Source organism: Halobacterium sp. DL1, assembly GCA_000230955.3.
In the GTDB taxonomy this organism is placed as follows: Archaea; Halobacteriota; Halobacteria; order Halobacteriales; family Halobacteriaceae; genus Halobacterium.
In genome coordinates, this window is record CP007060.1 from 847,980 (window position 1) to 870,256 (window position 22,277).

At 67.8% G+C, this 22,277-nt stretch carries 21 protein-coding genes; 12 read left to right on the top strand and 9 right to left on the bottom strand.

Going from position 1 to position 22,277, the window contains the following annotated elements; all coding sequences use genetic code 11:
• Window positions 1–279 precede the first annotated feature (279 nt).
• Window positions 280–2,535 carry a phosphoenolpyruvate synthase gene (locus HALDL1_05825; GenBank protein ID AHG03162.1) on the bottom strand — a complete coding sequence of 752 codons (2,256 nt, stop codon included), beginning with the start codon at window positions 2,533–2,535 and terminating at the stop codon, window positions 280–282.
• Between the two features lie 129 nt (window positions 2,536–2,664).
• Between HALDL1_05825 and HALDL1_05830 the strand changes: the two genes are divergently transcribed.
• Complete coding sequence (locus HALDL1_05830; GenBank protein ID AHG03163.1) at window positions 2,665–3,075, top strand: hypothetical protein; 411 nt, start codon at window positions 2,665–2,667, stop codon at window positions 3,073–3,075.
• A gap of 249 nt (window positions 3,076–3,324) precedes the next feature.
• On the opposite strand, the gene HALDL1_05835 is transcribed toward HALDL1_05830, so the two are convergent.
• A complete protein-coding gene (locus tag HALDL1_05835) occupies window positions 3,325–4,233 on the bottom strand; it encodes a PhzF family protein (protein ID AHG03164.1) in 909 nt (302 codons plus the stop codon).
• 350 nt (window positions 4,234–4,583) lie between these two features.
• Between HALDL1_05835 and HALDL1_05840 the strand changes: the two genes are divergently transcribed.
• The 4 genes from HALDL1_05840 to HALDL1_05855 all read left to right on the top strand — a co-directional run bounded on the left by HALDL1_05840 (window position 4,584) and on the right by HALDL1_05855 (window position 7,590).
• A complete protein-coding gene (locus HALDL1_05840) occupies window positions 4,584–5,285 on the top strand; it encodes a phosphoribosyltransferase (GenBank protein AHG03165.1) in 702 nt (233 codons plus the stop codon).
• A complete protein-coding gene (locus HALDL1_05845; GenBank protein AHG03166.1) occupies window positions 5,278–5,868 on the top strand; it encodes a phosphohydrolase in 591 nt (196 codons plus the stop codon). The genes HALDL1_05840 and HALDL1_05845 overlap by 8 nt, the downstream gene beginning before the upstream one ends.
• A gap of 68 nt (window positions 5,869–5,936) precedes the next feature.
• Entirely contained in the window at window positions 5,937–6,788 is an 852-nt protein-coding gene (locus HALDL1_05850; protein ID AHG03167.1) for an S-methyl-5'-thioadenosine phosphorylase, read from the top strand.
• A gap of 85 nt (window positions 6,789–6,873) precedes the next feature.
• A complete protein-coding gene (locus tag HALDL1_05855) occupies window positions 6,874–7,590 on the top strand; it encodes a hypothetical protein (GenBank protein ID AHG03168.1) in 717 nt (238 codons plus the stop codon).
• Between the two features lie 17 nt (window positions 7,591–7,607).
• Here HALDL1_05855 and HALDL1_05860 read toward each other — a convergent pair whose 3' ends face one another.
• The 3 genes from HALDL1_05860 to HALDL1_05870 are packed head-to-tail and all read right to left on the bottom strand — an operon-like array spanning window position 7,608 to window position 12,595.
• On the bottom strand, window positions 7,608–8,732 hold the full coding sequence (locus tag HALDL1_05860) for a chromosome segregation protein ScpA (protein AHG03169.1): 1,125 nt from the start codon (window positions 8,730–8,732) through the stop codon (window positions 7,608–7,610).
• On the bottom strand, window positions 8,725–12,297 hold the full coding sequence (locus HALDL1_05865; GenBank protein ID AHG03170.1) for a chromosome segregation protein SMC: 3,573 nt from the start codon (window positions 12,295–12,297) through the stop codon (window positions 8,725–8,727). Before HALDL1_05865 ends, HALDL1_05860 begins: the two co-directional genes overlap by 8 nt.
• 16 nt (window positions 12,298–12,313) lie before the next feature.
• On the bottom strand, window positions 12,314–12,595 hold the full coding sequence (locus HALDL1_05870; GenBank protein AHG03171.1) for a hypothetical protein: 282 nt from the start codon (window positions 12,593–12,595) through the stop codon (window positions 12,314–12,316).
• Window positions 12,596–12,726: 131 nt separating this feature from the next.
• Here HALDL1_05870 and HALDL1_05875 point away from each other — a divergent pair, with 131 nt between their 5' ends.
• Together HALDL1_05875 and HALDL1_05880 are read left to right on the top strand one after the other, a co-directional pair.
• Window positions 12,727–14,205, top strand: a complete 1,479-nt coding sequence (locus HALDL1_05875) for an aspartyl/glutamyl-tRNA amidotransferase subunit B (protein AHG03172.1) — start codon at window positions 12,727–12,729, stop codon at window positions 14,203–14,205.
• 58 nt (window positions 14,206–14,263) lie between these two features.
• Complete coding sequence (locus HALDL1_05880) at window positions 14,264–14,668, top strand: hypothetical protein (GenBank protein AHG03173.1); 405 nt, start codon at window positions 14,264–14,266, stop codon at window positions 14,666–14,668.
• Here HALDL1_05880 and HALDL1_05885 read toward each other — a convergent pair whose 3' ends face one another.
• Complete coding sequence (locus tag HALDL1_05885) at window positions 14,669–15,022, bottom strand: hypothetical protein (GenBank protein ID AHG05197.1); 354 nt, start codon at window positions 15,020–15,022, stop codon at window positions 14,669–14,671. It abuts the gene before it with no gap.
• 204 nt (window positions 15,023–15,226) lie between these two features.
• On the opposite strand from HALDL1_05885, the gene HALDL1_05890 reads away from it, so the two are divergent.
• Complete coding sequence (locus HALDL1_05890; protein ID AHG03174.1) at window positions 15,227–17,713, top strand: DNA topoisomerase I; 2,487 nt, start codon at window positions 15,227–15,229, stop codon at window positions 17,711–17,713.
• On the opposite strand, the gene HALDL1_05895 is transcribed toward HALDL1_05890, so the two are convergent.
• A complete protein-coding gene (locus HALDL1_05895) occupies window positions 17,710–17,850 on the bottom strand; it encodes a hypothetical protein (GenBank protein ID AHG05198.1) in 141 nt (46 codons plus the stop codon). The two genes, HALDL1_05890 and HALDL1_05895, sit on opposite strands and share 4 nt — an antisense overlap.
• Before the next feature lie 259 nt (window positions 17,851–18,109).
• On the opposite strand from HALDL1_05895, the gene HALDL1_05900 reads away from it, so the two are divergent.
• Genes HALDL1_05900 through HALDL1_05910 form a run of 3 tightly spaced genes read left to right on the top strand, consistent with a single transcriptional unit; the run spans window position 18,110 to window position 20,485 of the window.
• A complete protein-coding gene (locus HALDL1_05900; GenBank protein ID AHG03175.1) occupies window positions 18,110–19,375 on the top strand; it encodes a hypothetical protein in 1,266 nt (421 codons plus the stop codon).
• 34 nt (window positions 19,376–19,409) lie between these two features.
• On the top strand, window positions 19,410–19,646 hold the full coding sequence (locus HALDL1_05905) for a hypothetical protein (GenBank protein AHG03176.1): 237 nt from the start codon (window positions 19,410–19,412) through the stop codon (window positions 19,644–19,646).
• A gap of 38 nt (window positions 19,647–19,684) precedes the next feature.
• Window positions 19,685–20,485, top strand: coding sequence for a CAAX amino terminal protease (locus HALDL1_05910; protein ID AHG03177.1), 801 nt, complete (start codon window positions 19,685–19,687; stop codon window positions 20,483–20,485).
• Between the two features lies 1 nt (window position 20,486).
• Here HALDL1_05910 and HALDL1_05915 read toward each other — a convergent pair whose 3' ends face one another.
• Together HALDL1_05915 and HALDL1_05920 are read right to left on the bottom strand one after the other, a co-directional pair.
• Window positions 20,487–20,615, bottom strand: a complete 129-nt coding sequence (locus HALDL1_05915; GenBank protein ID AHG05199.1) for a hypothetical protein — start codon at window positions 20,613–20,615, stop codon at window positions 20,487–20,489.
• A gap of 76 nt (window positions 20,616–20,691) precedes the next feature.
• The gene (locus HALDL1_05920) at window positions 20,692–20,985 is read right to left on the bottom strand and encodes a hypothetical protein (GenBank protein ID AHG03178.1); all 294 of its coding nucleotides are present in this window, start codon (window positions 20,983–20,985) and stop codon (window positions 20,692–20,694) included.
• 364 nt (window positions 20,986–21,349) lie between these two features.
• Between HALDL1_05920 and HALDL1_05925 the strand changes: the two genes are divergently transcribed.
• The gene (locus HALDL1_05925; protein AHG03179.1) at window positions 21,350–22,273 is read left to right on the top strand and encodes a ribonuclease BN; all 924 of its coding nucleotides are present in this window, start codon (window positions 21,350–21,352) and stop codon (window positions 22,271–22,273) included.
• Window positions 22,274–22,277 lie beyond the last annotated feature (4 nt).

Consider the following 22,277-nt stretch of genomic DNA (forward strand, 5'->3'; position numbering starts at 1 on the left):
GGTGTGAGCGGTTCGAAGAACCCGAGCACCGCGATTCACCGCGCGAATGAAGTGAGCGCGGGCCGACGACTGAGGGACGCGAGGCGCGTAGCGCCTCGGAATGCGCGAACGGCGAAGCCGTGAGCGCGGAGCGGACCGAAGGAGGAGTGCTTTTCCCAAGTTTTTGCCGAGTGGGGCGCGCTGGAGGCGCACCCCGCGTGGTCCGAGAGAGCTGCGCTCTCTCGTCATCTCGAAAGAGCGCGGCGCGCTCTTTCGGGGACAGCGCAAAAAGTGGGTTCCCTAGTCCCGGACCGAGTCGAGGATGAGGCGCTGTTCCTCGCGCTTGACCTCGTGCTGGACGTCGCGGACGGCGTCGATGTTCGCGGAGATGGAGGAGATGCCGGTGTCGACGAGGAACGTCACCATGTCGGTCTTGGAGCCGGCCTGCCCGCAGATGCTGGTGTCGATGTCGTGTTCGCGGCAGGACTCGATGGTCGTCTCGATGAGCTTCAGTACCGAGGGGTGGAGTTCGTCGAAGCGGTCGGCGACGTTGCCGTTGTTTCGGTCGACGGCGAGCGTGTACTGTGTGAGGTCGTTCGTGCCGAAGGAGGCGAAGTCGATGCCCTCGGCGGCGAGTTCCTCGATGGAGAGCGCCGCGGCGGGCGTCTCAATCATCACGCCCCACGTGCGCTTGTCGACGTCGATGCCGGTGTCGACCATCAGCTCGCGGGCCTGCCGCACGTCGTCGGCGTCGTTGACGAGCGGGAACATGATTTCGACGTTGTCGTAGCCCATCTCGAACAGCTCCGCGAACGCCTCCAGTTCGTGCCGGAAGACGTCCGGGCGGTCGAGGCTGCGGCGGATGCCGCGGTAGCCGAGCATCGGGTTGTGCTCGTGGGGCTCGTCGTTGCCGCCCTCGAGCTGGCGGAACTCGTCGGTCGGTGCGTCGAGGGTGCGCACGCGGACCGGTCGCGGGTAGAACTCCTCGGCGACGCGCTGGATGCCGTCGATGAGTTCCTGGATGTACGCTTTCTCGCCGTGGTTCTCGATGTAGCGCTCCGGGGTCTGGTTCGTCGAGAGGATCATGTGCTCCATGCGGAGCAGGCCGACGCCGTCTGCACCCGTCGCGGCGGCGCGCTCGGCCGCCTCGGGGATGGAGACGTTGACCTTCACCTCGGTCGCGGTCATCGGCTTGACGGGCGTCTTCGGTCGCGCCTCCTCGATGGGGTCGCGTTCGGCGTCCTGCTCGACGCGGCCCTCGGTGACGACGCCGCGGTCGCCGTCGAGGGTGACGATCTGGTCGTCCTCCAGGACTTCGGTGGCGTCCGTTGCGCCGACGACGGCGGGACAGCCGAGTTCCCGGGAGACGATGGCGGCGTGGCTGGTCATGCCGCCCTCGTCGGTGACGATGCCGGCCGCGCGCTTCATCGCGGGCACCATGTCCGGGGTGGTCATCTCGGTGACGATGATGTCGCCCTCGCCGACCTTGTCGAGCTGGTCGAGCTTGGTGACGGTGCGGACCGCCCCCGACGCGACGCCGGGGCTGGCACCGAGGCCGTTCACGAGCGCTTCGCCGCTGTCCTCGTTGCTCTCCGTCATGTCTTCGTTGGATTCGTCGATGGTGGTGATGGGCCGGGACTGGAGCATGTAGATGTCGCCGCCGACCATCGCCCACTCCACGTCCTGGGGTTCGCCGTAGTGGTCCTCGACGCGCTCGCCGATGGTGACGAGCGCCTGGATCTCCTCGTCGGTGAGCACGCGTGCCTCGCGCTTCTCGTCGGGCACCTCGCGCTCGACGGTCTCACCCGTCTCGACGTCCTTGACGTGCATCAGCTTCTTGTCCGCGACGGTGACCTCCTCGACCTCGCCGGTATCGCGGTTCACGTGGTAGTTGTCCGGGGAGACAGAGCCGGAGACGACCGCCTCGCCGAGCCCCCACGCCGCCTCGATGATGGCCTCGTGGGCGCCCGTCGAGGGGTGGCTCGTGAACATCACGCCGGACTTCTCGGCGTCGACCATGCGCTGGACGACGACCGCGATGTCCACGATGTCGTGTTCGAAGCCCTGTTCCTCGCGGTAGTAGATGGCTCGCTGGGTGAACAGCGACGCCCAGCAGCGTTTCACGCGGTCGAGGAGGTCCTCGCGGGTGACGTTGAGAAACGTCTCCTGCTGGCCCGCGAAGCTCGCGTCCGGGAGGTCCTCGGCGGTCGCCGACGACCGGACGGCGACGAACGCCTGCCCGTCGTCGAGGTCGTCGTACGACGAGAGGATGTTCTCACGGAGCGACTCGGGGAGCTCCGTGTTCATGATGATCTCCTCAGCGGCCGCCTCCGCGTTGGCGAGCGCTTCGGAGTCGTCCGGGTCGACGTCGACTGCCTCGAACAGTTCGTCGTCGATGCCGGCTTCCTCGATGAATGTGCGGTACGTTCCGGCGGTCACGACGAACCCCGGAGGCACGGGTAGCCCGGCGTCCGTGAGTTCGCCGAGTGACGCGCCCTTACCGCCGACACTGTCGATGTCGTCGGCCCGTATATCCTCCAGCCAGCGTACAGCCATGTGGCACGTAATTAGACCGGAAAGACGCATAAGTAGATTGCGAACAGCGCAGTCGTGGCCGAACGTATCGACGAGTCGAACGGTTGGTGGGGCGGTGGATTTTAACCCTCGTGCTGCTTTCCCCGGCACATGGACACCAAACGGTCTGCGGTACACGCCGGGAAGTACTTCCTCCTCACGACGCTGTTCGCCGTCCTCGGACTCGCGTTCATCGCTGGCGGCGCGTTCCTGAGCCGAGGGGCAGTGGACGCCGGGACGACCAGTGAACTCGTCTCCGCGGCGGTGCCGGGAATTGCCCTCGCCGTCGTCGGCGTCCTCCTCTACCGGTTCGGAGAGGCGTGGGCGCTGTACAAGACACTCACGGCCGCCCACGAGGAGGCGCTGGCGGACACCTTCGACACCCAGCACGTCAAGAGCGATATCGTTAGCGTGCTCGACGAACGGCTCTCGGACATGCAGACGGACCTCCAGTCGGTGAACCGCGAACTCCGGAAGCTGAAGGAGGACGACCAGTTCCAGTTCGGTCCCGAGGACGACTGACTCGCGCCATCGCCGGCCGAACTCGCTGGCGTTCCGGATTCACCTGCGTGGCGGTGGTCGCGTTCTCGTCGTACTCAGTTCAGGACCCGCCACCACTCCCGCCGAATCCGCCTTTCGACGCTTCCTGCTCCTTCTCCCATGCACGACCGTAGGCGCCTCTAGTGTAAAGAACCAGTGACGTGTGAGGCGAACCTTCTCGCCGGGCAACTGCGCTCGTCAGCACCCCACCAGTCGACGCGAGGGCGGCTCTCAGGCCTCCAGAATCTCGTCGCTCTCCGCTGCCGGCACCCGCAGCGTCCCGTCGAACGTCTCGACGGCCGTACCGCCGACTTGCGGCGCGCCCCCGTCGGCCGCGCGAACTCGGACTTCGCCCGGCCGGTCGACGAAGTGGCCCTGTTCGAAGATCATCTCCTCGGCCAGGTCGCCGCCGAACGCCTCGTAGTGGTGCAGGTAGGCGCCGGTAGCGCCGCTCGCGGTTCCCGTCACGGGGTCTTCGTCCACGCCTATGCTCGGCACCCACGCTCGCCCGTGGAGCGTCGAGTCGCCGTCGAGGGCGTCGAAGGTGAACGCGTAGACGCCCGCCGCGTCCACGTCGTCCGCGAGCGCCTCGACCGCGTCGAAGTCCGGGTCGGCGCTCCCGAGGTCCGAGAGGTAGGTGATGGGGACGACGAGGTACGGGAGGCCGGTGTCCGCGACGGCGAGCGGCAGGTCGTCGCTCGCGCCGCGCAGCGCCTCCACGCCCAGGCCGGTGGCGTCCGCGACGCGCTCGTAGCCCACGTCGACTTCGCGCACCGCAGGCGGGTTCTGCGTCATCCACACCGTGCCGTCCGCGGTAACCTTGACGTCGAGCACGCCGACGTTCGTCTCCACTGTGTGCTCGCCGGCGTCGATTGCGCCGTCGGCGAACAGGTGGGCGTGGCTCGCGATGGTCGCGTGCCCGCAGAGGTCCGCCTCGGTCGTCGGCGAGAAGTAGCGGATGCGGCGGTCGGCGTCCTGGCTCGGCCGGACGAACGCCGTCTCGCTCGCGCCCAGTTCCGCCGCGATGGCCTGCATCTGGTCGTCGGTCAGCCCCCCGGCGTCCGGCACCACGCCCGCCGCGTTCCCCGCGCAGTGCTCGTCGGTGAACGCGTCCACCAGCAGCGCCCGCGTCTCTGTCATGGCCCGGGGTTCGCGCTCCTCCGTGTTGCGTGTTTTCCTCTGGATGATTGCTTGGTGGTTCCTGGGCTACAGACTGAGACGACGTTGGAATCACTCAGAAAGGGGCGGCTGTCTGGATTCGGGAGGCTCGCTGCGCGCTTCACTCGCTCCGCTCGTTCCAGTGCTTGTGTCGCCTGCCTTCGTCCAGACAGCCGCCCCTTTCAGTCCCGCCCGCTACCGGCTGGCCACCTGGCCTGGGTGGACTGAAAGGGGCGCCGTGCTCGCAAGCACCCCCTGGTAAAACGCACTAACTCGCAACTACGGACACCTGTAAACGGTTAAGTGGCGACGCACGCGACTCCCTACACGCAATGAGCGACCTCCCGGACGACTTCAAATGCACTATCACCAACTGGGAGTACATCTACGGACTCTGCCGGGACGTCAGCGACGAGGTCAAGCGCTCCGAGTTCGAACCGGACGTGGTCGTCGCCCTCGCCCGCGGCGGCTGGTTCGCGGGGCGCTGTCTCTGTGACTTCCTCGGGCTGAACGACCTGACGAGCCTCAAGATGGAGCACTACGTCGGGACCGCCCAGAAGTCCGGCGAACCCGAGGTCCGCTACCCGATGCCGGAGGGGTCGGTCGCGGACAAGGACGTGCTCATCATCGACGACATCGCGGACACCGGTGGCTCAATCGAGACCGCCTACGAGTACGTCCAGGACCGCGAGGCCAACGAGATCCGGACCGCGACCCTGCAGCTACTCCAGACCAGCGAGTTCGAACCCGACTACGTCGGCGAGCGACTCGAACAGTGGGCGTGGGTCGTCTACCCGTGGAACTTCATCGAGGACATGGTCGACATCATCTCCGGCGTGATGGAGACGGACGGCGACGGCCCCTACTCGAAGGCCGGCATCCGCCGCCTGCTCGCGGAGTACCACGACGTCGAGCGCATCGAGATGGAGATCGCCCAGCCCGACCGCCTCGACGAGGTGCTGGCGGAGACGGTCCGCCGCGACGTACTCGTGGAGGCGGGCGACGCGGAGTGGGCGCTCGCGGACGATGCCTGAGGACGTCGAGGCACTTCTCACGGCCTACCGGCTGAAGGACGAGGGCCGGACCGGCTGGCAGTTGCGGAACGTCGAGGATCCCGAGTCGGTCGCCGGGCACTCGTGGGGCGTCGCGCTGCTGACGCTGGCGTACGCCGGCGACGCGGGTGTTGATGCCGACCGGGCACTCCGCCTCGCGGTCCTCCACGACGTCGGCGAGGCAGAACTCGGGGACGTGCCGACGCGCGCCGACCCCGACCACCAGCCCGACGTCTCGCCCGAGGAGAAGGAGCGACGGGAACGCGAGACGGTCGAGACGCTGGCGGGCGCGCTCGGCGACGACGTGCTCGCCGACTGGACGGCCTACGAGGAGCGCGAGACGCCGGAAGCGCGCTTCGTGAAGGACATGGACCTCGTCGACATGTGCGTGCAGGCGCTGTACTACGAGCGCGAGGGCCGCTACGACCCGGACGCCGACGACGCGTTCACGGAGTACGATAGGCTGGACGAGTTCTTCGCGACCGCGGAACCGCGGCTCTCGACGGCCGTCGGCCGCGACCTCTTCGACCGACTGCGGGCGGCCTACGAGGACGCCAAGCAGTAGCGTCCGGGTTCACGAGCACGGGCCGTAGCGCATCGTTTAGGTGGGTCCGCCGTGACCGTCGTGGTATGATTGGTTTCATCGGTGGGTCCGGCATCTACGAGGCGCTCCCACTGGAGAACGTCCGCGAAGTGGAGACGTCGACCCCGTACGGCGACCCAAGTGCACCCGTGACCGTCGGCGAGTTCGGCGACACCGGCACCGAGGTTGCGTTCCTGCCGCGCCACGGCCCCGACCACCAGCGCGACCCGACGAACCTCCCGTACAAGGCGAACATCTACGCGCTCAAGCAGCTCGGCGTCGAGCGCGTGCTCGCCTCGAACGCGGTCGGCAGCCTCAAGGAGGACCTGCCGCCCCAGACGCTCGTCGTCCCCGACCAGATCTTCGACCGCACGAAGAACCGCGACCTGACGTTCTTCGGCGACGGCGTCGTCGTCCACCAGCCGTTCGCGGACCCGTACTGCCCGCACATGGTCGACCACCTCCACGACGCCGCGACGGACGCCACGGACGCGAAGACCCAGGCGGGCGGGACGTACGTCTGCATCGAGGGCCCGCAGTACTCGACGCGCGCGGAGTCGGAGTTCTACAAGGCCCAGGGCTGGGACCTCGTCGGCATGACCGCCATCCCGGAGGCGAAGCTCGCCCGCGAGGCCGAGATGTGTTACGCCACCGTCGCCGGCGTCACGGACTACGACGTCTGGAAGCAGGACAGCGAGGTCACCCTGGAGGAGGTCCTTGAGAACGCCGCGGAGAACGAGACGGCCATCAAGCAGGCCGTCGAGCGCGCCATCGAAACGATGCCCGAGGAGCGGGACTGTGACTGCGGACACAGCCTCGAGGGGACGGTGAACACGCCGACAGAGGCCATCCCCGAGGCCACCCGCGAGCGCGTCGACGCGCTGCTCGGCGACTACCTCTGAGCCTTCTGTTCGCGGCGTTTCGCGTAAGATACGCGCCACCGTACCAAAAATGTAAATACGACTCTCCCGTTGGTTACGACAAGCAATGGGGGACCACGTGGACGCGGAGGCATTCTCGAACGAACTCGCGGCGCTGAAGCGAGACGGCTGCAACGTGCTGGTCGTCAGCGACGCGCCCGGTCGCGGTCCGGCCTGCGAGCGCCTGTTGGGCGCGCCGGAACTCGACCGCAGTCACGTCTTCCTCACCACGTCTTCCGACGTGTCCACTGTCCTCGACAGACACCGCCCTCGTCGCACGGACGCCGGCTCCTTCGGCGTCGTGGACGCCACGACGGCCGCCGGAACGCGCTCGGCCGCGGCGTCGGCGCCCACGGCAGACGGACCGACGCTCGAAATCGCGGACGTCGAGGACTGGTACGACCGCGTCGACGACGCCACCGACCTCGAAGCGCTGTTCGCCACGACGAAGCGGGCCCTCGACCGCGTCGGCGTCGACGCCGATGGGCCCGGCGAACTCCGGTTCTGCCTCGACGGCCTCGACCCCCTGTTCGCTGCCGTCGAAGCGGGTGACGTCGACGAGGAGGCGCTGTTCCGGTTCGTCCACCTGCTGTCGAGTGCGGTCCGCCAGGTCGACGGGATGGGGCACTTCCACGCCTCCGCGAGCGTCGCCGACGACCACCTCGCCACCGTCGAACCGCTGTTCGACGCCACGCTCTCCATCGAGACCACGGCGTCCGGCGCCGTCCGGCAGCGCTGGCGGCTCCACGAGTCCGGCCGCGTCACCGACTGGTTCGAGTTCTAGACGGCCGGAAAACGCGTTCAGTCCGCGGCGGCCGCTGTCTCCGCTCCTGCCATCGTCTCGTCGCAGACCCAGAGGTCGCCGAACAGTTCGTCCTGTTCGAGCGTGACGGCGCCGCGGTGGGCGAGAAAGAGCAACGCGAGAAACGTCTCCACGCGCGAGCCGCCGGTGTCCGCGATCTCCTCGTACAGCACCTCCGTCCGTCCGGAGCCGTACTGCTCGGTGAGCGCGGCCTCGACGTCCTCGATGGTCGTCTCGATGTCCTCCTCGTGGGCGTTGCCGAGGGCCTCCGCCTGGGTCGGCTCGTCGTCCATCCGGAGGTCGTCGCCCGAGTGGTAGTCCAGTTCCTGGACGCCGCGCCGGAACCCCTGCGGCGAGTCGCTGGTGTCGTACTCGCGGGACTCTTTCCACCAGGTCCCGCGCTCGGCCTGCCTGAGGTCCCGCACGAGTTCCTCCAGGGTCTCGGGGTTACCGCGGGCGTGCTTGCGCTCCAGGCGGCGGTCCATCTCAGTCTCGAGGGCGGTCACGGGGTCGTAGGACGGCGCCCCCTCGGCCTCCTCGGCCGGCGCCTCCCAGGGCTCTCGCTCGGGCAGGTCGTCCTCGGGCTCGTCGTCCTGGCCGATGTCGAGCATCACGTCGCTCTTCATCCGCAGGAGGACGCTCGCGTAGAACAGCGCGCGCCCGGAGGTCCGCAGGTCCGCCTCGTCCATCGCCGCGAGGAACTTGTCCGTCACCGCCACGATGTCGATGTCCCACGGCTCTATCTCGCCGTCCTTCGCCAGCTGGACGAGCAGTTCGACGGGTTCGACCTCGTCGTCCTCGGGGTCCGCCTCCGGACTCGCTGGCGCCTCCGCGATGAGTTCCTCGGCGCTGTCCGGCGTCTCGCTGTCAGCCATGTCGGCTTCGTCTGCTGGAGTCTCGCGCTCCGCCGAGTCGGTCGCTGCGTCCGCCTCGTCCCCACCCTCCCGCTCCCGCTTGCGTTCTTCGTGGCCGGTGATGTCCAGTGGGATGTCGCCACCGTCGGCTCGCGGCTCACGCTGCTCACGGCTCCCACTGGTCGCCGTCCGCTGTTCTGCGCCCTCCCGGTGGTCGGGCGCGCGTTCACCGCTCGCGTTTTCGGAGTCGCCTGGCGACTCCCTAGTCATTCGCTATCGCCCCCTGCGACGAGAGGTCGATGCCGGTGACCACGCTGCGGTTGTCCGACTGCATCGTCACCCCGATGGCGCGCTCCGAGCGGTCGAGCATCGCCGACCGGTGGCTCACCACGACGAACTGCGCGTCGCCCGCGAGTTCGTCGACGAGCTCGCCGACGCGGTCCGCGTTCACCGCGTCGAGGAACGCGTCCACCTCGTCGAGCGCGTAGAACGGCGCGGGGTTGTGCCGCTGGATGGCGAAGATGAACGAGAGCGCGGTCAGGGACTTCTCCCCGCCGCTCATCGCGTCGAGGCGCTGGACCGGCTTGTCCGCGGGCTGGGCCTTCATCGTCAGCCCTCCCTCGAAGGGGTCCTCGGGGTCCTCGAGTTCGAGTTCGCCGGTCCCGGCGGAGAGCCGCGAGAAGATGCGCTGGAACTGCTCGTTGATGGCGTCGAAGGACTCCATGAACGTCGACTTCTTCTGCTCGTCGAAGCGCGCGATGCGGTCCTGGATGCCGTCCCGCTCCTCGACGAGCGTCTCCCGCTTATCCTCGAGGTCGTCGAGGTCCGCCTCGACCTCGTCGTACTCCTCGATGGCGAGCATATTGACGGGTTCGAGGGCCTCCATCCGGCGTTCGAGGCGCTGGACGTTCTCCTCGACCTCCTCGAGGTCCGGGATCTCCTCGGGGTCGTAGTCGCCGACGGCGTCGTCGAGCTCCTCGATCTCCTCCTCGAGGCGACCCTCCGCCCGGCGCAGGCTCTCGAGTCGGTTCTGTACTTTCTCGACCTCGCTGGCCTGCTCGTCGCGGGCGGCCTTCGCCTCGCGGAGTTCGTCCTTGAGGTCCTCGCGTTCGTCCTTGAGCTCCGTCAGCTCCTCCTCGAGTTCGGCGACGGCCTCTTCCTTCTCCGCGAGCGTCTCCTCTTTGGCCTCGACCTCCTCCTCGAGTTCGCCGATGTGTTCCTGCTGTTCGGCCTTCCGGTTCTGGGCGTCCTCGATGTCGTCGTGGAGGTCCTCGACGGCGTCCTCGGCGTACTCCTTCTCCAGCTGGAGGCTGTTCAGTTCGCCGTCGAGTTCGTCGATGCGGGACTCCAGGTCGTCGATGTCGCCCTGGATCTCTTCCTTCTGGGCCGTCAGGTCGGGGATGCGGGAGTCCGCGAGCTCCGACTCGAGCTCCTCGATGTCGGCCTCCACGTCCGCGATGACGGCTTTCTGGTCGTCGATGTCGGCCTCGATGGCCTGCATCTTCTCGTCGACCTCCTCGCGTTCCTCGCGGAGCGCCTCGATCGTCTCCTCGAGTTCCTCGATGTCGGACTCGGCGTCCGCGCGCTCGCTCTCGGCCTGCTCGATGTCGTTCTGGATGGAGCGCACCTGGTCGGTGGCGTCCTGGCGCCGGTCGCGGGCGTCGTCGAGGCGCTGGTCGATGTCGCGGACGTCCTCCCGGACGCTCTCGCGCTCGTCCTGGAGGCGCTGGATGCGCTCGGCGACGCGCTCCAGTTGCCCCTTCCCGGACTTCGAGAAGGAGTACCGCGAGCCCGACCGGCTGCCGCCCGTCATCGCACCGGACTTCTCGACGAGGTCGCCGTCCAGCGTGACGAGCCGGTAGTCGCCCATCAGGTCCCGCGCCGTCTCCATGTCCTCGACGACGAGCGTGTCGCCCAGGACGTACGAGAAGACCGCCGCGTACTGGCTGTCGAAGTCGACGAGGTTGTACGCGAAGTCCACGACGCCCGGCATCCCGGGCGCGCTCGGCAGCGAGCGGTTCTGCATCTTCGTGATGGGGAGGAACGTCGCGCGACCCGCGTTGCGCTGCTTGAGGTACTCGATGCAGCGCTGGCCGACGCCGTCGTCGTCGACCACGACGTTCGCCAGCCGACCGCCTGCCGCCGTCTCACACGCCGTCGCGTACTGCTCGCTGACGCCGCCGAGCTGGCCGACCGTGCCGTGGACGCCGTTCTGCTCGCTGTTCAGGATGGTCGTCACGGCCTTCCCGTAGGAGCTGTCCCCGGACTGGTCGGCCTGCGCCTCGAGGCGCGCGTACTCCTCCTGGGCGGCCGAGAGGCCGTCCTCGACGTCTGCCAGGTCGTCCTGCCGCCGGGACTTCTCCTCCTTGAGGTCCTCCACGACGTCGACAATCTGCTCGCGGTTGCGCTTGGCCTTCGCGAGCTCGTTCTCAAGGTCGTCGAGGGTCGCGTCCAGCTCCGGGAGCTTTTCGCGGGCGGCCTCGATGTCGTCCTCGGCCTCACTGACCTCGTTCGACCGGCGGCGTGCCTCGTCGAGCAGGCGGTCCTGCTCGCGCTGGAGCTCGTTGCGCTCACTCTTGGCCTCCTCGAGTTTCTCCTTGTTCTCCGCGAGGGCGGCCTTCAGCTCGTCGAACTCCGTGTCGACGGACTCGATCTCCTCCTCAACGTCCGCGAGCTCCGCCTCCTTCTCCTGGACGTCCGCCTTCAGCGACGCCTTCTCGACCTTCTTCTCGCGGATGTCGTCGTCGAGGTCGTCGATCTTCTCCTGCTTCCGGTCGATCTCCACGAACGACTGACGGCGCTCGTTCTCGGCGTCCTGGATGCGCTCCTCGCAGGTCTCGACCTTGTCCTCGAGCCGCGAGATGTCGCCCTTGATCTCCTCCATCTCGCGCTTGATCTCGAGCTGTTCGTCCTCGCCCTTCCGCTCGATCTCGGCGTTCAGGTCCTCGAGGTCCTCCTCCAGGCGAACCACCTTCCCGCGGCGCTCGTCGAGTTCCTCCTGGAGTTCGTCGAGTTCCTCCTCGCGGTCGGCGGCGTCCGCGCGCGTCGACTCGAGGTCGGCGCGCTTCTCCTCGAGCTCCGCGGCCTTCGCGTAGCTCTCGTACTCCTGTTTCTCGTCGCGCAGTCCCTTGTACTCGAGCGCCGTCTCCCGCTCGTCGGCGAGCTGGTCGAGGCGGTCGTGTTTCTCCTCGATGCGGAGGTCGGCCTCGCTGATGCGCTCCTCGACGACCTCCATCTCCTCGAAGGCGTCGGCCTTCTTCGCGTCGAACTCCGCGACGCCGGCTATCTCGTCGACGATCTCGCGGCGCTCGCCCGCGGTCATGTTGATGATGCCGGTGACGTCGCCCTGCATCACGACGTTGTACCCCTCCGGGGCGACCCCCGCCTGCGCGAGCAGGTCGCGGATGTCCGAGAGGTTCACCGACCGCTCGTTCAGGTAGTAGTAGGAGTAGTAGTTGTCCTCGGTGCGCTTCACGCGGCGCTTGACGGTGACCGTCTCCACGTCGCCGATGTTCTCGGAGCCGGCGGCCGTCTCCACTTGCGAGCGCGTCAGCGTGCCGTCCTTGTTGTTCAACACGACCTCGACGCTCGCCTCCTTCGGACCAGCCGTCTCGCCCTCGCCGTCGTGGGCGGGGTTGTAGATGAGGTCTGTCAGCTTCTCCGCGCGCATCCCCGACGTGCGGGCCAGACCCAGCGAGAAGAGGATGGCGTCGATGATGTTGGACTTCCCGGAGCCGTTCGGCCCGCTGATGGTGGTGAAGTCCTCGTAGAAGGGAATCCTCGTCGTGCCGCCGAAGCTCTTGAAGTTCTGGAGGACGATTTCGTCGATGTACATGGAAGCGGGGTCGGCCTCAGGCGACGATGATGCCGTCGAGTTCCGACTCCTCGTTGTCCCCAGACTGACCCTGACCACTCTTAGTCGCTTCGCCTCCGTCGGCGTCCTCGGAGTCGACGATGGACTCCTCGCGCGCCTCGCGGACCTCCTCGGTGCTCGGCGACTGGTCGAGTTCGGATTCGAGCTGACGGATGCGCTCGCTGGCGTCGACCAGCTCCTCGGTGAGCCCGCGCACTGTCGCTTCAAGTTCGTCGACCCGCTCTTCCAGTTCGTCCGCTCGGCCGCTGTCCTCAGTCATGGACGTTCAAGCGCACTCGAGACGTAAAAGGGTAGGTCGGACGAGCGTCAGACAACCGCCCTGCGAGCCGACAGTTCGGTCGGCCGGGGGCTTCGTCAATCATAAGCGCCCGCGCCTCGAATCGGGCTGCAATGAGCGCGCAGACCGCCGCACAGGACCTCACCGCCGTCATCGGCCTCGAGGTCCACGTGCAACTCGAAACGGACACCAAGATCTTCTGTGGGTGTTCGACGGACACCGCCGACGCGGAGCCGAACACGCACACGTGTCCCGTCTGTCTCGGGCTCCCGGGTGCGCTGCCCGTGCTGAACGAGGCCGCCGTCGAGGCCGCCGTGAAACTCGGGAAGGCCATCGACGCGGAGATCCCCGAGCGCACGCGGTTCCACCGGAAGAACTACTTCTACCCCGACCTCCCGAAGGGGTTCCAGATAACGCAGTACGACGCCCCCATCTGCCAGGACGGCGAACTCGCCGTGCCGGTCGCCGACGAGCGCCGTGCCATCGGCATCGAACGCGCGCACCTCGAGGAGGACCCGGGGAGCATGCAGCACGCGGGCGGCAGCATCGACACCGCGGACTACACGCTCGTGGACTACAACCGCGCGGGGACGCCACTGATGGAGATCGTCACCCGCCCCGACTTCCGGAGCGCCGAGGAGGCCCGGGCGTTCCTCGCGAAGCTCACGGAGGTCCTGGAGTATCTCGGCATCTTCGACGCCGAGCGCGACGGCAGCCTCCGCGTCGACGCGAACATCTCGATGATAGACGCCGCCGAGGTCGACGGCGAGGAGCCAAGCGACGAGACGCTCGCCGCCGCCAACCGCACGGAGGTGAAGAACATCTCCAGCCACAAGGGCGCCCAGAAGGCGCTGTCCTACGAGATCACGCGCCAGCGCAACCAGATCCAGCGCGGCCGCGAGGTCGAACAGGAGACGCGCCACTGGGACGAGGCCCGCGGCATCACGGTGTCGATGCGCTCGAAGGCCGAGGAGAAGGACTACCGCTACTTCCGCGAGGCCGACATCCCGCCCCTGGAGGTCTCGGACTGGAAAGAGGAGATTCCCATCCCGGAACTCCCGGACGCGCGCCGGGAGCGCTTCCGAGAGGACTACGACCTCGGCGCGGAGGCCGCAGCCAAGCTCACCTCCCGGAAGGCCGTCGCGGACCTCTTCGAGGAGCTCGCCGAGCAGTACGAGCCCGACCTCGCGGCGACGTGGGTGGCCGACACCATCCTCGGCGAACTCAACTACCGCGACCTCGACGTCAACGACGTCGACGACCGCATCGACGAGTTCGAGCGCCTCGTGGAACTCGTCGCCGAGGACGAGGTCACCGCGAAGAACGCCGAGGAGGTCGTCCTCCGCGGGATGCTCGACGAGGGCGACCACCCCGACGACATCGTCGCGGACGAGGACCTGGGGAAGACGACCGGCGGCGAGGTCGAGGCCGCCGTCGCCGACGCCATCGACGCGAACCCCGACGCCGTCGAGGACTACTACGCCGGCGAGGACGGCGCGCTGAACTTCCTCGTCGGCCAGGTGATGGCCCAGACCGGCGGCAGCGCCGACCCCGGTCAGGTGAACGAATTGCTGCGCGAGCAACTGGACTGAGCGTCCGCCCGTCTCCGTTTTCGACAGCGCTAACTTCGTCGTCCGTCCACCGACGCCCATGAGCTACGAGGTCCGCGAGGAACTCCCCACCGTCGACCGTTTCGTGGAACTCCGGGCGGCGGCCGGCATGTCGGCGCGCTCCCGCGAGGGCGTCGAGCGCGGCCTCCCGAACTCGGTCTACGGCGTGACGGTCGTCGAGGAGGAATCGGGCGAGACGGTCGGCATGGCGCGTATCGTCGGGGACGGCGGGTCGGTGTACCACGTCTGCGATATGGTCGTCCACCCCGACCACCAGCGGCAGGGCCTCGGCTCCCGGATGATGGACGCTGTCGTGGCCTACCTCGAGGAGCACGCGCCGGAGAACGCGTACGTGAACCTGATGGCGGACGTCGACGGCTTCTACGAACAGTGGGGGTTCGAGGAGACCCGCCCCGTCTCCAAGGGGATGTTCTACCGCGCGTAGCTACGGGGTGTCGAAGGAGTCGTAGCCGAGCACGTACAGCACCCCGATGGCCACGAGTGAGAGACCACCGAGCAGGACGGCCACGGTGTACACCAGTTCGCCGCCCTTCCAGTCGGCGTCGGTGACGCCGCCGACGACGAGCGACGTGCCGAGTGCGACGTCGCCGACGCCCACGAGCAGCCCCCACCGCAACCGGTCGGTGACGCCGGAGACGAAGAACAGCGCCCCGGCCAGGGCGAGCAACACCATCTGGACGGCGAGCACTGGCTCCGGGGGGAACGTCGCGACGAGTGCGCCCAGACCGACGACGACCAGCCCGAAGCCGAGCCACTGGAACAGCGTTCGCTGGTTCACGGGCGCAGTTCTCACGGGAAAAGGTTAGTTCACGGGGTCGTTCTCGCACGCCGCGAGTGACGAAAGCACGTGGTCCTCGCGTACACGCGCGTGGTGCGAGCGCGCCTTGGGGCGCCGCCTGCTTGCGATTATCGGCAGCGAAATCTTTACCCCGTACTGTAGCCTACCGCCACCAACGACCGCCCGAACGGGCGGAGGTACACCGTGGAACTCATCGTCACAGAGAAGAACAACGCCGCGCGACGCATCGCCGACATCCTCTCCGAGGGAGGGGCGTCGACGGACACGTACGCCGGCGTCAACGTCTACGAGTGGGGCGGCCGACGCTGCATCGGCCTCTCCGGTCACGTCGTCGGCGTGGACTTCCCGCCGGAGTACTCGGACTGGCGGGACGTCGAGCCAGCCGAACTGGTCCACGCGGACGTCGTGAAGGAACCGACACAGGAGGACATCGTCAACGCGCTCCAGCGCCTCGCCCGCGAGGCCGACAGCGTCATCATCGCGACGGACTACGACCGCGAGGGCGAACTCATCGGCAAGGAGGCGTTCGAACTCGTCCGGGCGGTCAACGAGGAGGCGCCGGTCAAGCGGCGCTTCTCCTCCATCACGGACAACGAGGTCCGCTCGGCGTTCGCCAACCCGGACGAGATAGACTTCGACCTCGCCGCGGCCGGCGAGGCCCGCCAGACCATCGACCTGATGTGGGGCGCCGCGCTCACGCGGTTCCTCTCGCTGTCGGCAAAACAGATGGGCAGCGACTTCATCTCCGTCGGCCGGGTGCAGACGCCGACGCTGAAGCTCATCGTCGACAAGGAGCGCGAGATAGAGGCGTTCGAACCCGACGACTACTGGGAGCTGTTCGCCGACCTCACCAAGGACGAGACGGAGTTCGAGGCGCAGTACTTCTACGAGAGCGAGGACGGCACCGAGGCCGAGCGCGTCTGGAACGAGGACGACGCCGAGGCCGCGTTCGCGACGCTTCGCGAGGCGAGCGAGGCCATCGTGCAGTCCGTCTCTAGCCGCACCCGGACGGACGACCCGCCGGCGCCGTTCAACACCACGCAGTTCATCCGCGCGGCCGGCTCGCTGGGCTACTCCGCTGGCCGCGCGATGAGCATCGCGGAGGACCTCTACACGGCCGGCTACGTCACGTACCCCCGGACCGACAACACGGTCTACCCAGACGACCTCGACGAGCGCGAACTGCTCGCGGCGTTCGAGAACACCGTCTTCGGGGACAGCGCGACGTCGCTGCTCGAACGCGACGACCTCACGCCGACGGAGGGCGACGAGGAGACGACCGACCACCCGCCGATTCACCCGACGTCGGACTTCCCGGACCGCAACCAGCTCTCCGAGGACGAGTGGGAGGTGTACGAACTCGTCGTGCGGCGGTTCTTCGCGACGCTCGCGCCGTCCGCAGTGTGGGAGCACCTGCGCGTCGTCGCGGACGCCGACGGCGAGCGCCTGAAGTCCAACGGGAAGCGCCTCGTCGAGGAGGGCTACCACGCGGTCTACCCGTACTTCAACACCAGCGAGAACCACGTCCCGGCCGTCGAGGAGGGCGAGGCGCTCGCGCTTGCCGACGCCCGCATCGAGGCCAAGCAGACCCAGCCGCCCCGCCGCTACGGCCAGAGCCGGCTCATCGAGACGATGGAGGACCTGGGCGTGGGCACGAAGTCCACCCGGCACAACACCATCGAGAAGCTGTACGACCGGGGGTACATCGAGAACGACCCGCCGCGCCCGACGACGCTCGCGAAGGCCGTCGTGGAGGCCGCCGAGGAGTACGCCGACCTCGTCGTCAGCGAGGAGATGACGAGCGAACTGGAGGCCGACATGACCGCCATCGCGGACGGCGAGAAGAGCCTCGACGACGTGACGGACGAGTCCCGGGAGATTCTCGACCGCGTGTTCGACGACCTCGCGTCGTCCCGCGAGGAGATCGGCGAACATCTCCGGACGTCGCTGAAGGCGGACAAGACCCTCGGCGAGTGTCCGGACTGCGGCGAGACGCTGCTCGTCCGTAGTTCGCGGACGGGGTCGTACTTCGTGGGCTGCGACGGCTACCCGGAATGCCGGTTCACGCTCCCGCTCCCGTCGACAGGCGAACCGCTCGTGCTGGACGAGGCATGCGAGGAACACGGGCTCCAGGAGGTGAAGATGCTCGCGGGCCGCAACACGTTCGTCCACGGCTGCCCGCTCTGCGCGGCCGAGGAGGCCAACGAGTCCGAGGACCGCGTCATCGGAGTCTGTCCGGACTGTGGCGAGGAGCACGACGGCGAACTCGCCATCAAGCAGCTACAGACCGGCAGCCGGCTGGTCGGCTGCACGCGCTACCCGGACTGCGAGTACTCGCTGCCGCTCCCGCGCCGGGGCGACATCGAGGTGACCGACACGTACTGCGACGAGCACGACCTCCCGGAACTCGTCGTCTACGACGGCGAGGACGACGACGACCCGTGGGAGCTGGGCTGCCCCATCTGCAACTACGAGGAGTACCAGGAGCGCCAGCGCAAGAAGGGCCTGGAGGTACTCGACGGCATCGGGCCGAAGACCGCGGAGAAACTCGAGGACGCTGGCATCGATGACGTCGGCGACCTCTCGGAGGCCGAACCCGAAACCGTCGCCGACGAGGTGGCGGGCGTGAGCGCGGACAGCGTCCGCGAGTGGCAGGCGAAGGCGGACTAGGTCTCTCTGATTTCTGTGCTCCCGCAGGCCGGGCAGTTCGGCGGCCGGTAGTCGAAGCTCGCGGTGCAGAGGCCGCACTCGAACTTCGCGGGGGTGCTGGCCGACAACCGCTGGCGGAGCGAGCCGACTAGTTCCATGCTAGCGCACACCACACGATTCACTATAGATGTTTTCAGGAAGGCACCTAATAGGGGACTAGAGAGTACAAAACGCCCTTTGACAATCCATGATTCGAATGGTTGCTCGGTAGTCCGGGAAAAAAGTGGCCGTTCGAACAATATTATTGCTAGCGGACGCCCGCGCAGATGCCGTCTGTCGTGACCTACTGGCGGTACGTCTGCTGGCCAGCGCGAGCGCGGCGAAGCGGGTAAGTGGGCGCCTGCGCAAGGGAGAGTCGTGCGACTCGACGACTACATCGAGGGACTCCAGCCGGACGAGGCGGCCGAGCGGCGGCGCCTCGCCGACAAGAAGTCCTACGAGATTCTGGACTACGTCGAGGAGGTGGCCTCCGGCGTGGAGTCCGCCGTCCAGGGGGACACGCTCTACGGCGCCACCGCGCCCTCGGTGTTCGTCGGCCGGTCCTCGTATCCGGACGTCTCCGCGGGCATCCTTTCGCCCGTTGGTGGGGATGCCGACCCCTCGGAGTTCGCCGCCAGCGGGGAGTGGTACCAGCGCGGCCTCGGCATCGACAACGTCCTCCAGTACCGGACCGGCCTGCTGAACTCCCGGCGCGCAGCGAACGTCAACGTCCACGACGTCTGGGACGGCTTCGTCGGCACCCAGCGCGAGGTGGCGATGGCCGACCGGCCCGTGGACGTCGAAATCGGCCTCTCGGACACCCCTGAGTTCGACCCGGATGAGTACACGAACCCGGCGGCGAACGCGCCCTCCGGCCCGAACGCGACCGCCGACTCCGCGGACCTCGCGGAGAACCCCCACGTCCCGCGATACGTCGAGAAGACACTCGAGGACGACGACTGGGCGGCCCAGGGCGCGATGACCTACCTCTACCGGCGCGGCCTGGACGTCTACGACATCAATCGCGTGCTCTCCGTGGGCGCGCTCGGGCAGGGCGAACACCGCCGCCTCGTGCCGACGCGGTGGTCAATCACGGCCGTCGACGACACCGTCGGCCAGTACCTCCGGGGGACCATCCGTGACGCCCCGAGCGTCGACCGCGTCACTGTCCACGTCAACGAGTACATGGGAAACCGCTACTGGGTGGTGCTCGCGCCCGGGAACTGGGAGTACGAACTCGTGGAGATGAAGGCGCCAGGCAGCATCTGGAACCCCGACCCCCACGGCGACATCTGGATGGGGAGCGCCAGCGAGGGCTTCGAGGGGCGCTCGGGCTACGTCGACGAGACGGCGGGCGCCTACTACGCCGCCCGCCTCGGCGTCCTCGAACACCTCTCGAACATCGGGCGGCAGGCGAAGGCGCTCGTGCTCCGGGAGGTCAGCGACGACTACTGGGCGCCCGTCGGCGTCTGGCAGGTCCGCGAGAGCGTGCGCAACGCCTTCGACACCGAACCCGGCGAGGCCGAGACGTTCCACGGCGCCGTCGGTGATATCGCCGAACACCTGCCCGTCTCGCTGGCCGCCCTGCGACGGAAGTCCAGCATGGTCGCGGGCGTCCAGAGTGACCTGTCGGCGTTCACGTAGCTTTTTGACGCTCACCAGCGAAACGCCGCGTACGATGGTCCCTGCCTCCTTCGGTGGACTGCCCGGCGGCATCGAACTCGCGGTCCTCGCGATGATACTGCTCACGTTCGTCGTCGCCGCCGTCGTCCTGCTCGCGGGCGGAAAGCGCCTGTTCGGTGGTGACGGCGGCGGCGAACGACCCGACGCCGCACTCGAAACTCGCGTCGCGGACCTCGAGAGCGAGGTCACGGAACTGCGCCGAGAACTCCGCGAGCGCCGCGACGACAGCTAACCCCGTCCTTTTTCGCCGCCCGACACGAACTACGTGACATGGATTCGGCGACTACTGACTCGAATCAGGCCTCCCCCGCCGCCCCGGACGCAGGCTCGGGCTCGAAGCTGCGGGCGGTCGGCGTCGCGTTCGGCATCGCGCTCCTGGGGTTCATCCTCGCGATTCCCGCGGGTCTCGTCGTCGCGAACGCCTACGTCCTGCTGACGGGCAACGAGATCGACGCCGTGGCGGGCCTCGGAATCTCGATGGTCTCACTGCAGGGCATCGCGTTCCCCGCAACGGCGTGGCTCTACATCCGGTACAGCGACCGCTCGTGGTCGTTCATCCCCGCGTCGCTGCCCTCGCTGCGCGACCTCAAGTACGTCGTCGCGTCGTACATCGGGGTGTTCGCCGTCATCTACGCCATCGCCATCTTGCTGACGGTCACGTCGACTGAGACGGCGTCGAACACGGCGGCCACCACCGCGCTCCAGCACCCAGAGATCATCCCCTACCTCATCGTGCTCCAGTTGCTGCTCATCGGCCCGGGCGAGGAACTCCTCTTCCGGGGCGTCATCCAGGGGTCGCTGCGCGAGCACTTCGGCGCGGCGGCGGCCATCCTGCTCGCGTCGCTGACGTTCGCCCCGCTGCACATCACCGCGCTGGTCGGCGGCCTGCAGGCCGTCGCCGTCTCCATTGCCATCCTCTTCGTCCCGAGCATCTTCTTCGGCTACGTCTACGAGAAGACGGAGAACATCGTCGCGCCCGCGCTGGCTCACGGCCTCTACAACGCGACGTTGTTCGTGCTCATGTGGGCCGCCGTCCAGGCCGGCGTCGAACCGGAACTTCTCGTCCTGTAGCTCACGCCGCATCCAGATTCGCGAAAGCATCGTGGACGTGCTCGACGGTCGCCTCGTGGTCCATCTCCAGGACTGCCTGCGCCTCGCCGTACTCCGCCGGGTCGACGTCGCTCGGGTCGAACGGTAGCATATCCGGCCCTCCGGGGAACAAGAATACACTCGGTCAGGCGGTCCACTTCGCCGGGGCAGAATGCCGCGTCGACGCGTTACTCCGTCTGGACCGGCCCGATGCCGACCGCGTCCTCGAGGGCCTGCACGAACTCCCGGCGGGTCTCGAAGTACGTGATGTCGACGTCAGCGAGCACGCTCTCGATGGTCTGTGGCCCGTCGGGCGTCCTGACGACCGTGTCGCCCTCCCGCCGAACGATCTCGCTCTTCTGGAGCGCCCACGTCAGCCGGGACGCGACTCGCGCTATCGGGGCGCCCTCGACGGACTCGCCCTCTCCGAGTTCGACGGCGGGCGCGTCCTCCTCCTCCTCCTCGTCGTTCTCGTCAGCCATGTCCGCGGCTTCGAGCGGCCGTGGATTCAACCTTTCGAAGCACTCCGCCCCGTGAACTGATGGATTGCTCCGGATGGTACCCGGTAAGCGAGTCACCGTTTCTGCTACTGACCGCTAGATGGAGACTACCCAGAACGCCCCGGCACGCTCGCGCCCGCTCGCCGGCACATCCGCTCGCTCGGCTCGCTCACGGACAGGGGCCGCCGAGGCGACCACGCAAGCGCGGGCGTGTCGCCCCTTTCAGTCCCACCCGTGGTCGGCTGGCCAACTGCCGTCAATGGCGCCCTGTTGCTGGCCAGCTCTTGGCGTGAAACTCTCCAACGTCTGACGTAGTGTTTTTAGGGTGGCCGCACAATGACCGCCCATGACTAGCCTGGGGGAAACCTACGACCGCCGCGCGGGCGAGGCGAGCCAGCGCCACGTCTACCTGGGTACCGGCCTCTTCGCCGCAGGGGCGCTGCTCGTTGTCGGAGGGATTCTCGCGGGCGCGACCGGTCTGCTCATCGAGAACGGGTTCGGTCAGTACGAGAGCCGCGAGATAGCCGGCATTCTCGCCGGCCTCGGCGTGCCGGCTGTGTTCTTCGGTATCTTCGCCGTGCTGCCCGCGAACCGCGTCCAGCGCGCCGCCGCGGCAATCGGCGCCGGACTGACGGTGCTCGGCGTAATGCTGTTCCGCGCGACCTACCCCTACCTCTACGTCCCCGAGTCGGGCGGCGTGCCGACGACGCAGACGCTGGCGTTCATCCTCGTGTACGCCGCCGGCATCATCACGACGTTCTGGTGTCTGTTCACCGCTGTCGCGACGTTCAAGACGCGAAACGACCCCGGCGGGACGGTCACGCTCACCGTCACGAAGGACGGCGAGACGCACACCGTCGAGGTGCCAGCGGACAACGTCGAGAGCGCACGCGAAGCGCTCTCCTCCGGGGGTTTCGGCGGCGTCGGCGTCTTCGGCGGCGTCGAGGACCCCGAGGAGCAGACGCGGGCCAACGCCTCCGAACCGGAACCTGAGACCACCACGACGACCAAGCGACCGCCGTCCACGAAGCCAGACCCGACGCCCGGCCCGGCAGCGTCCGTCTCCGACGGAGGCGCGGCGAGCCAGGAGCTCTCCTCACCGCTTGACGAGCAGGGCGCCGACGACGGGCCGGGACCGGACCGGTACTGCGGGAACTGCGCGCACTTCGACTACCAGAACGCCGGCAACGGCATGCAGCCCTACTGCGGCCTCTACGAGGAGGAGATGGACGACATGGAGGCCTGCAACTGGTGGGAGCGAAACGGCTGACCGG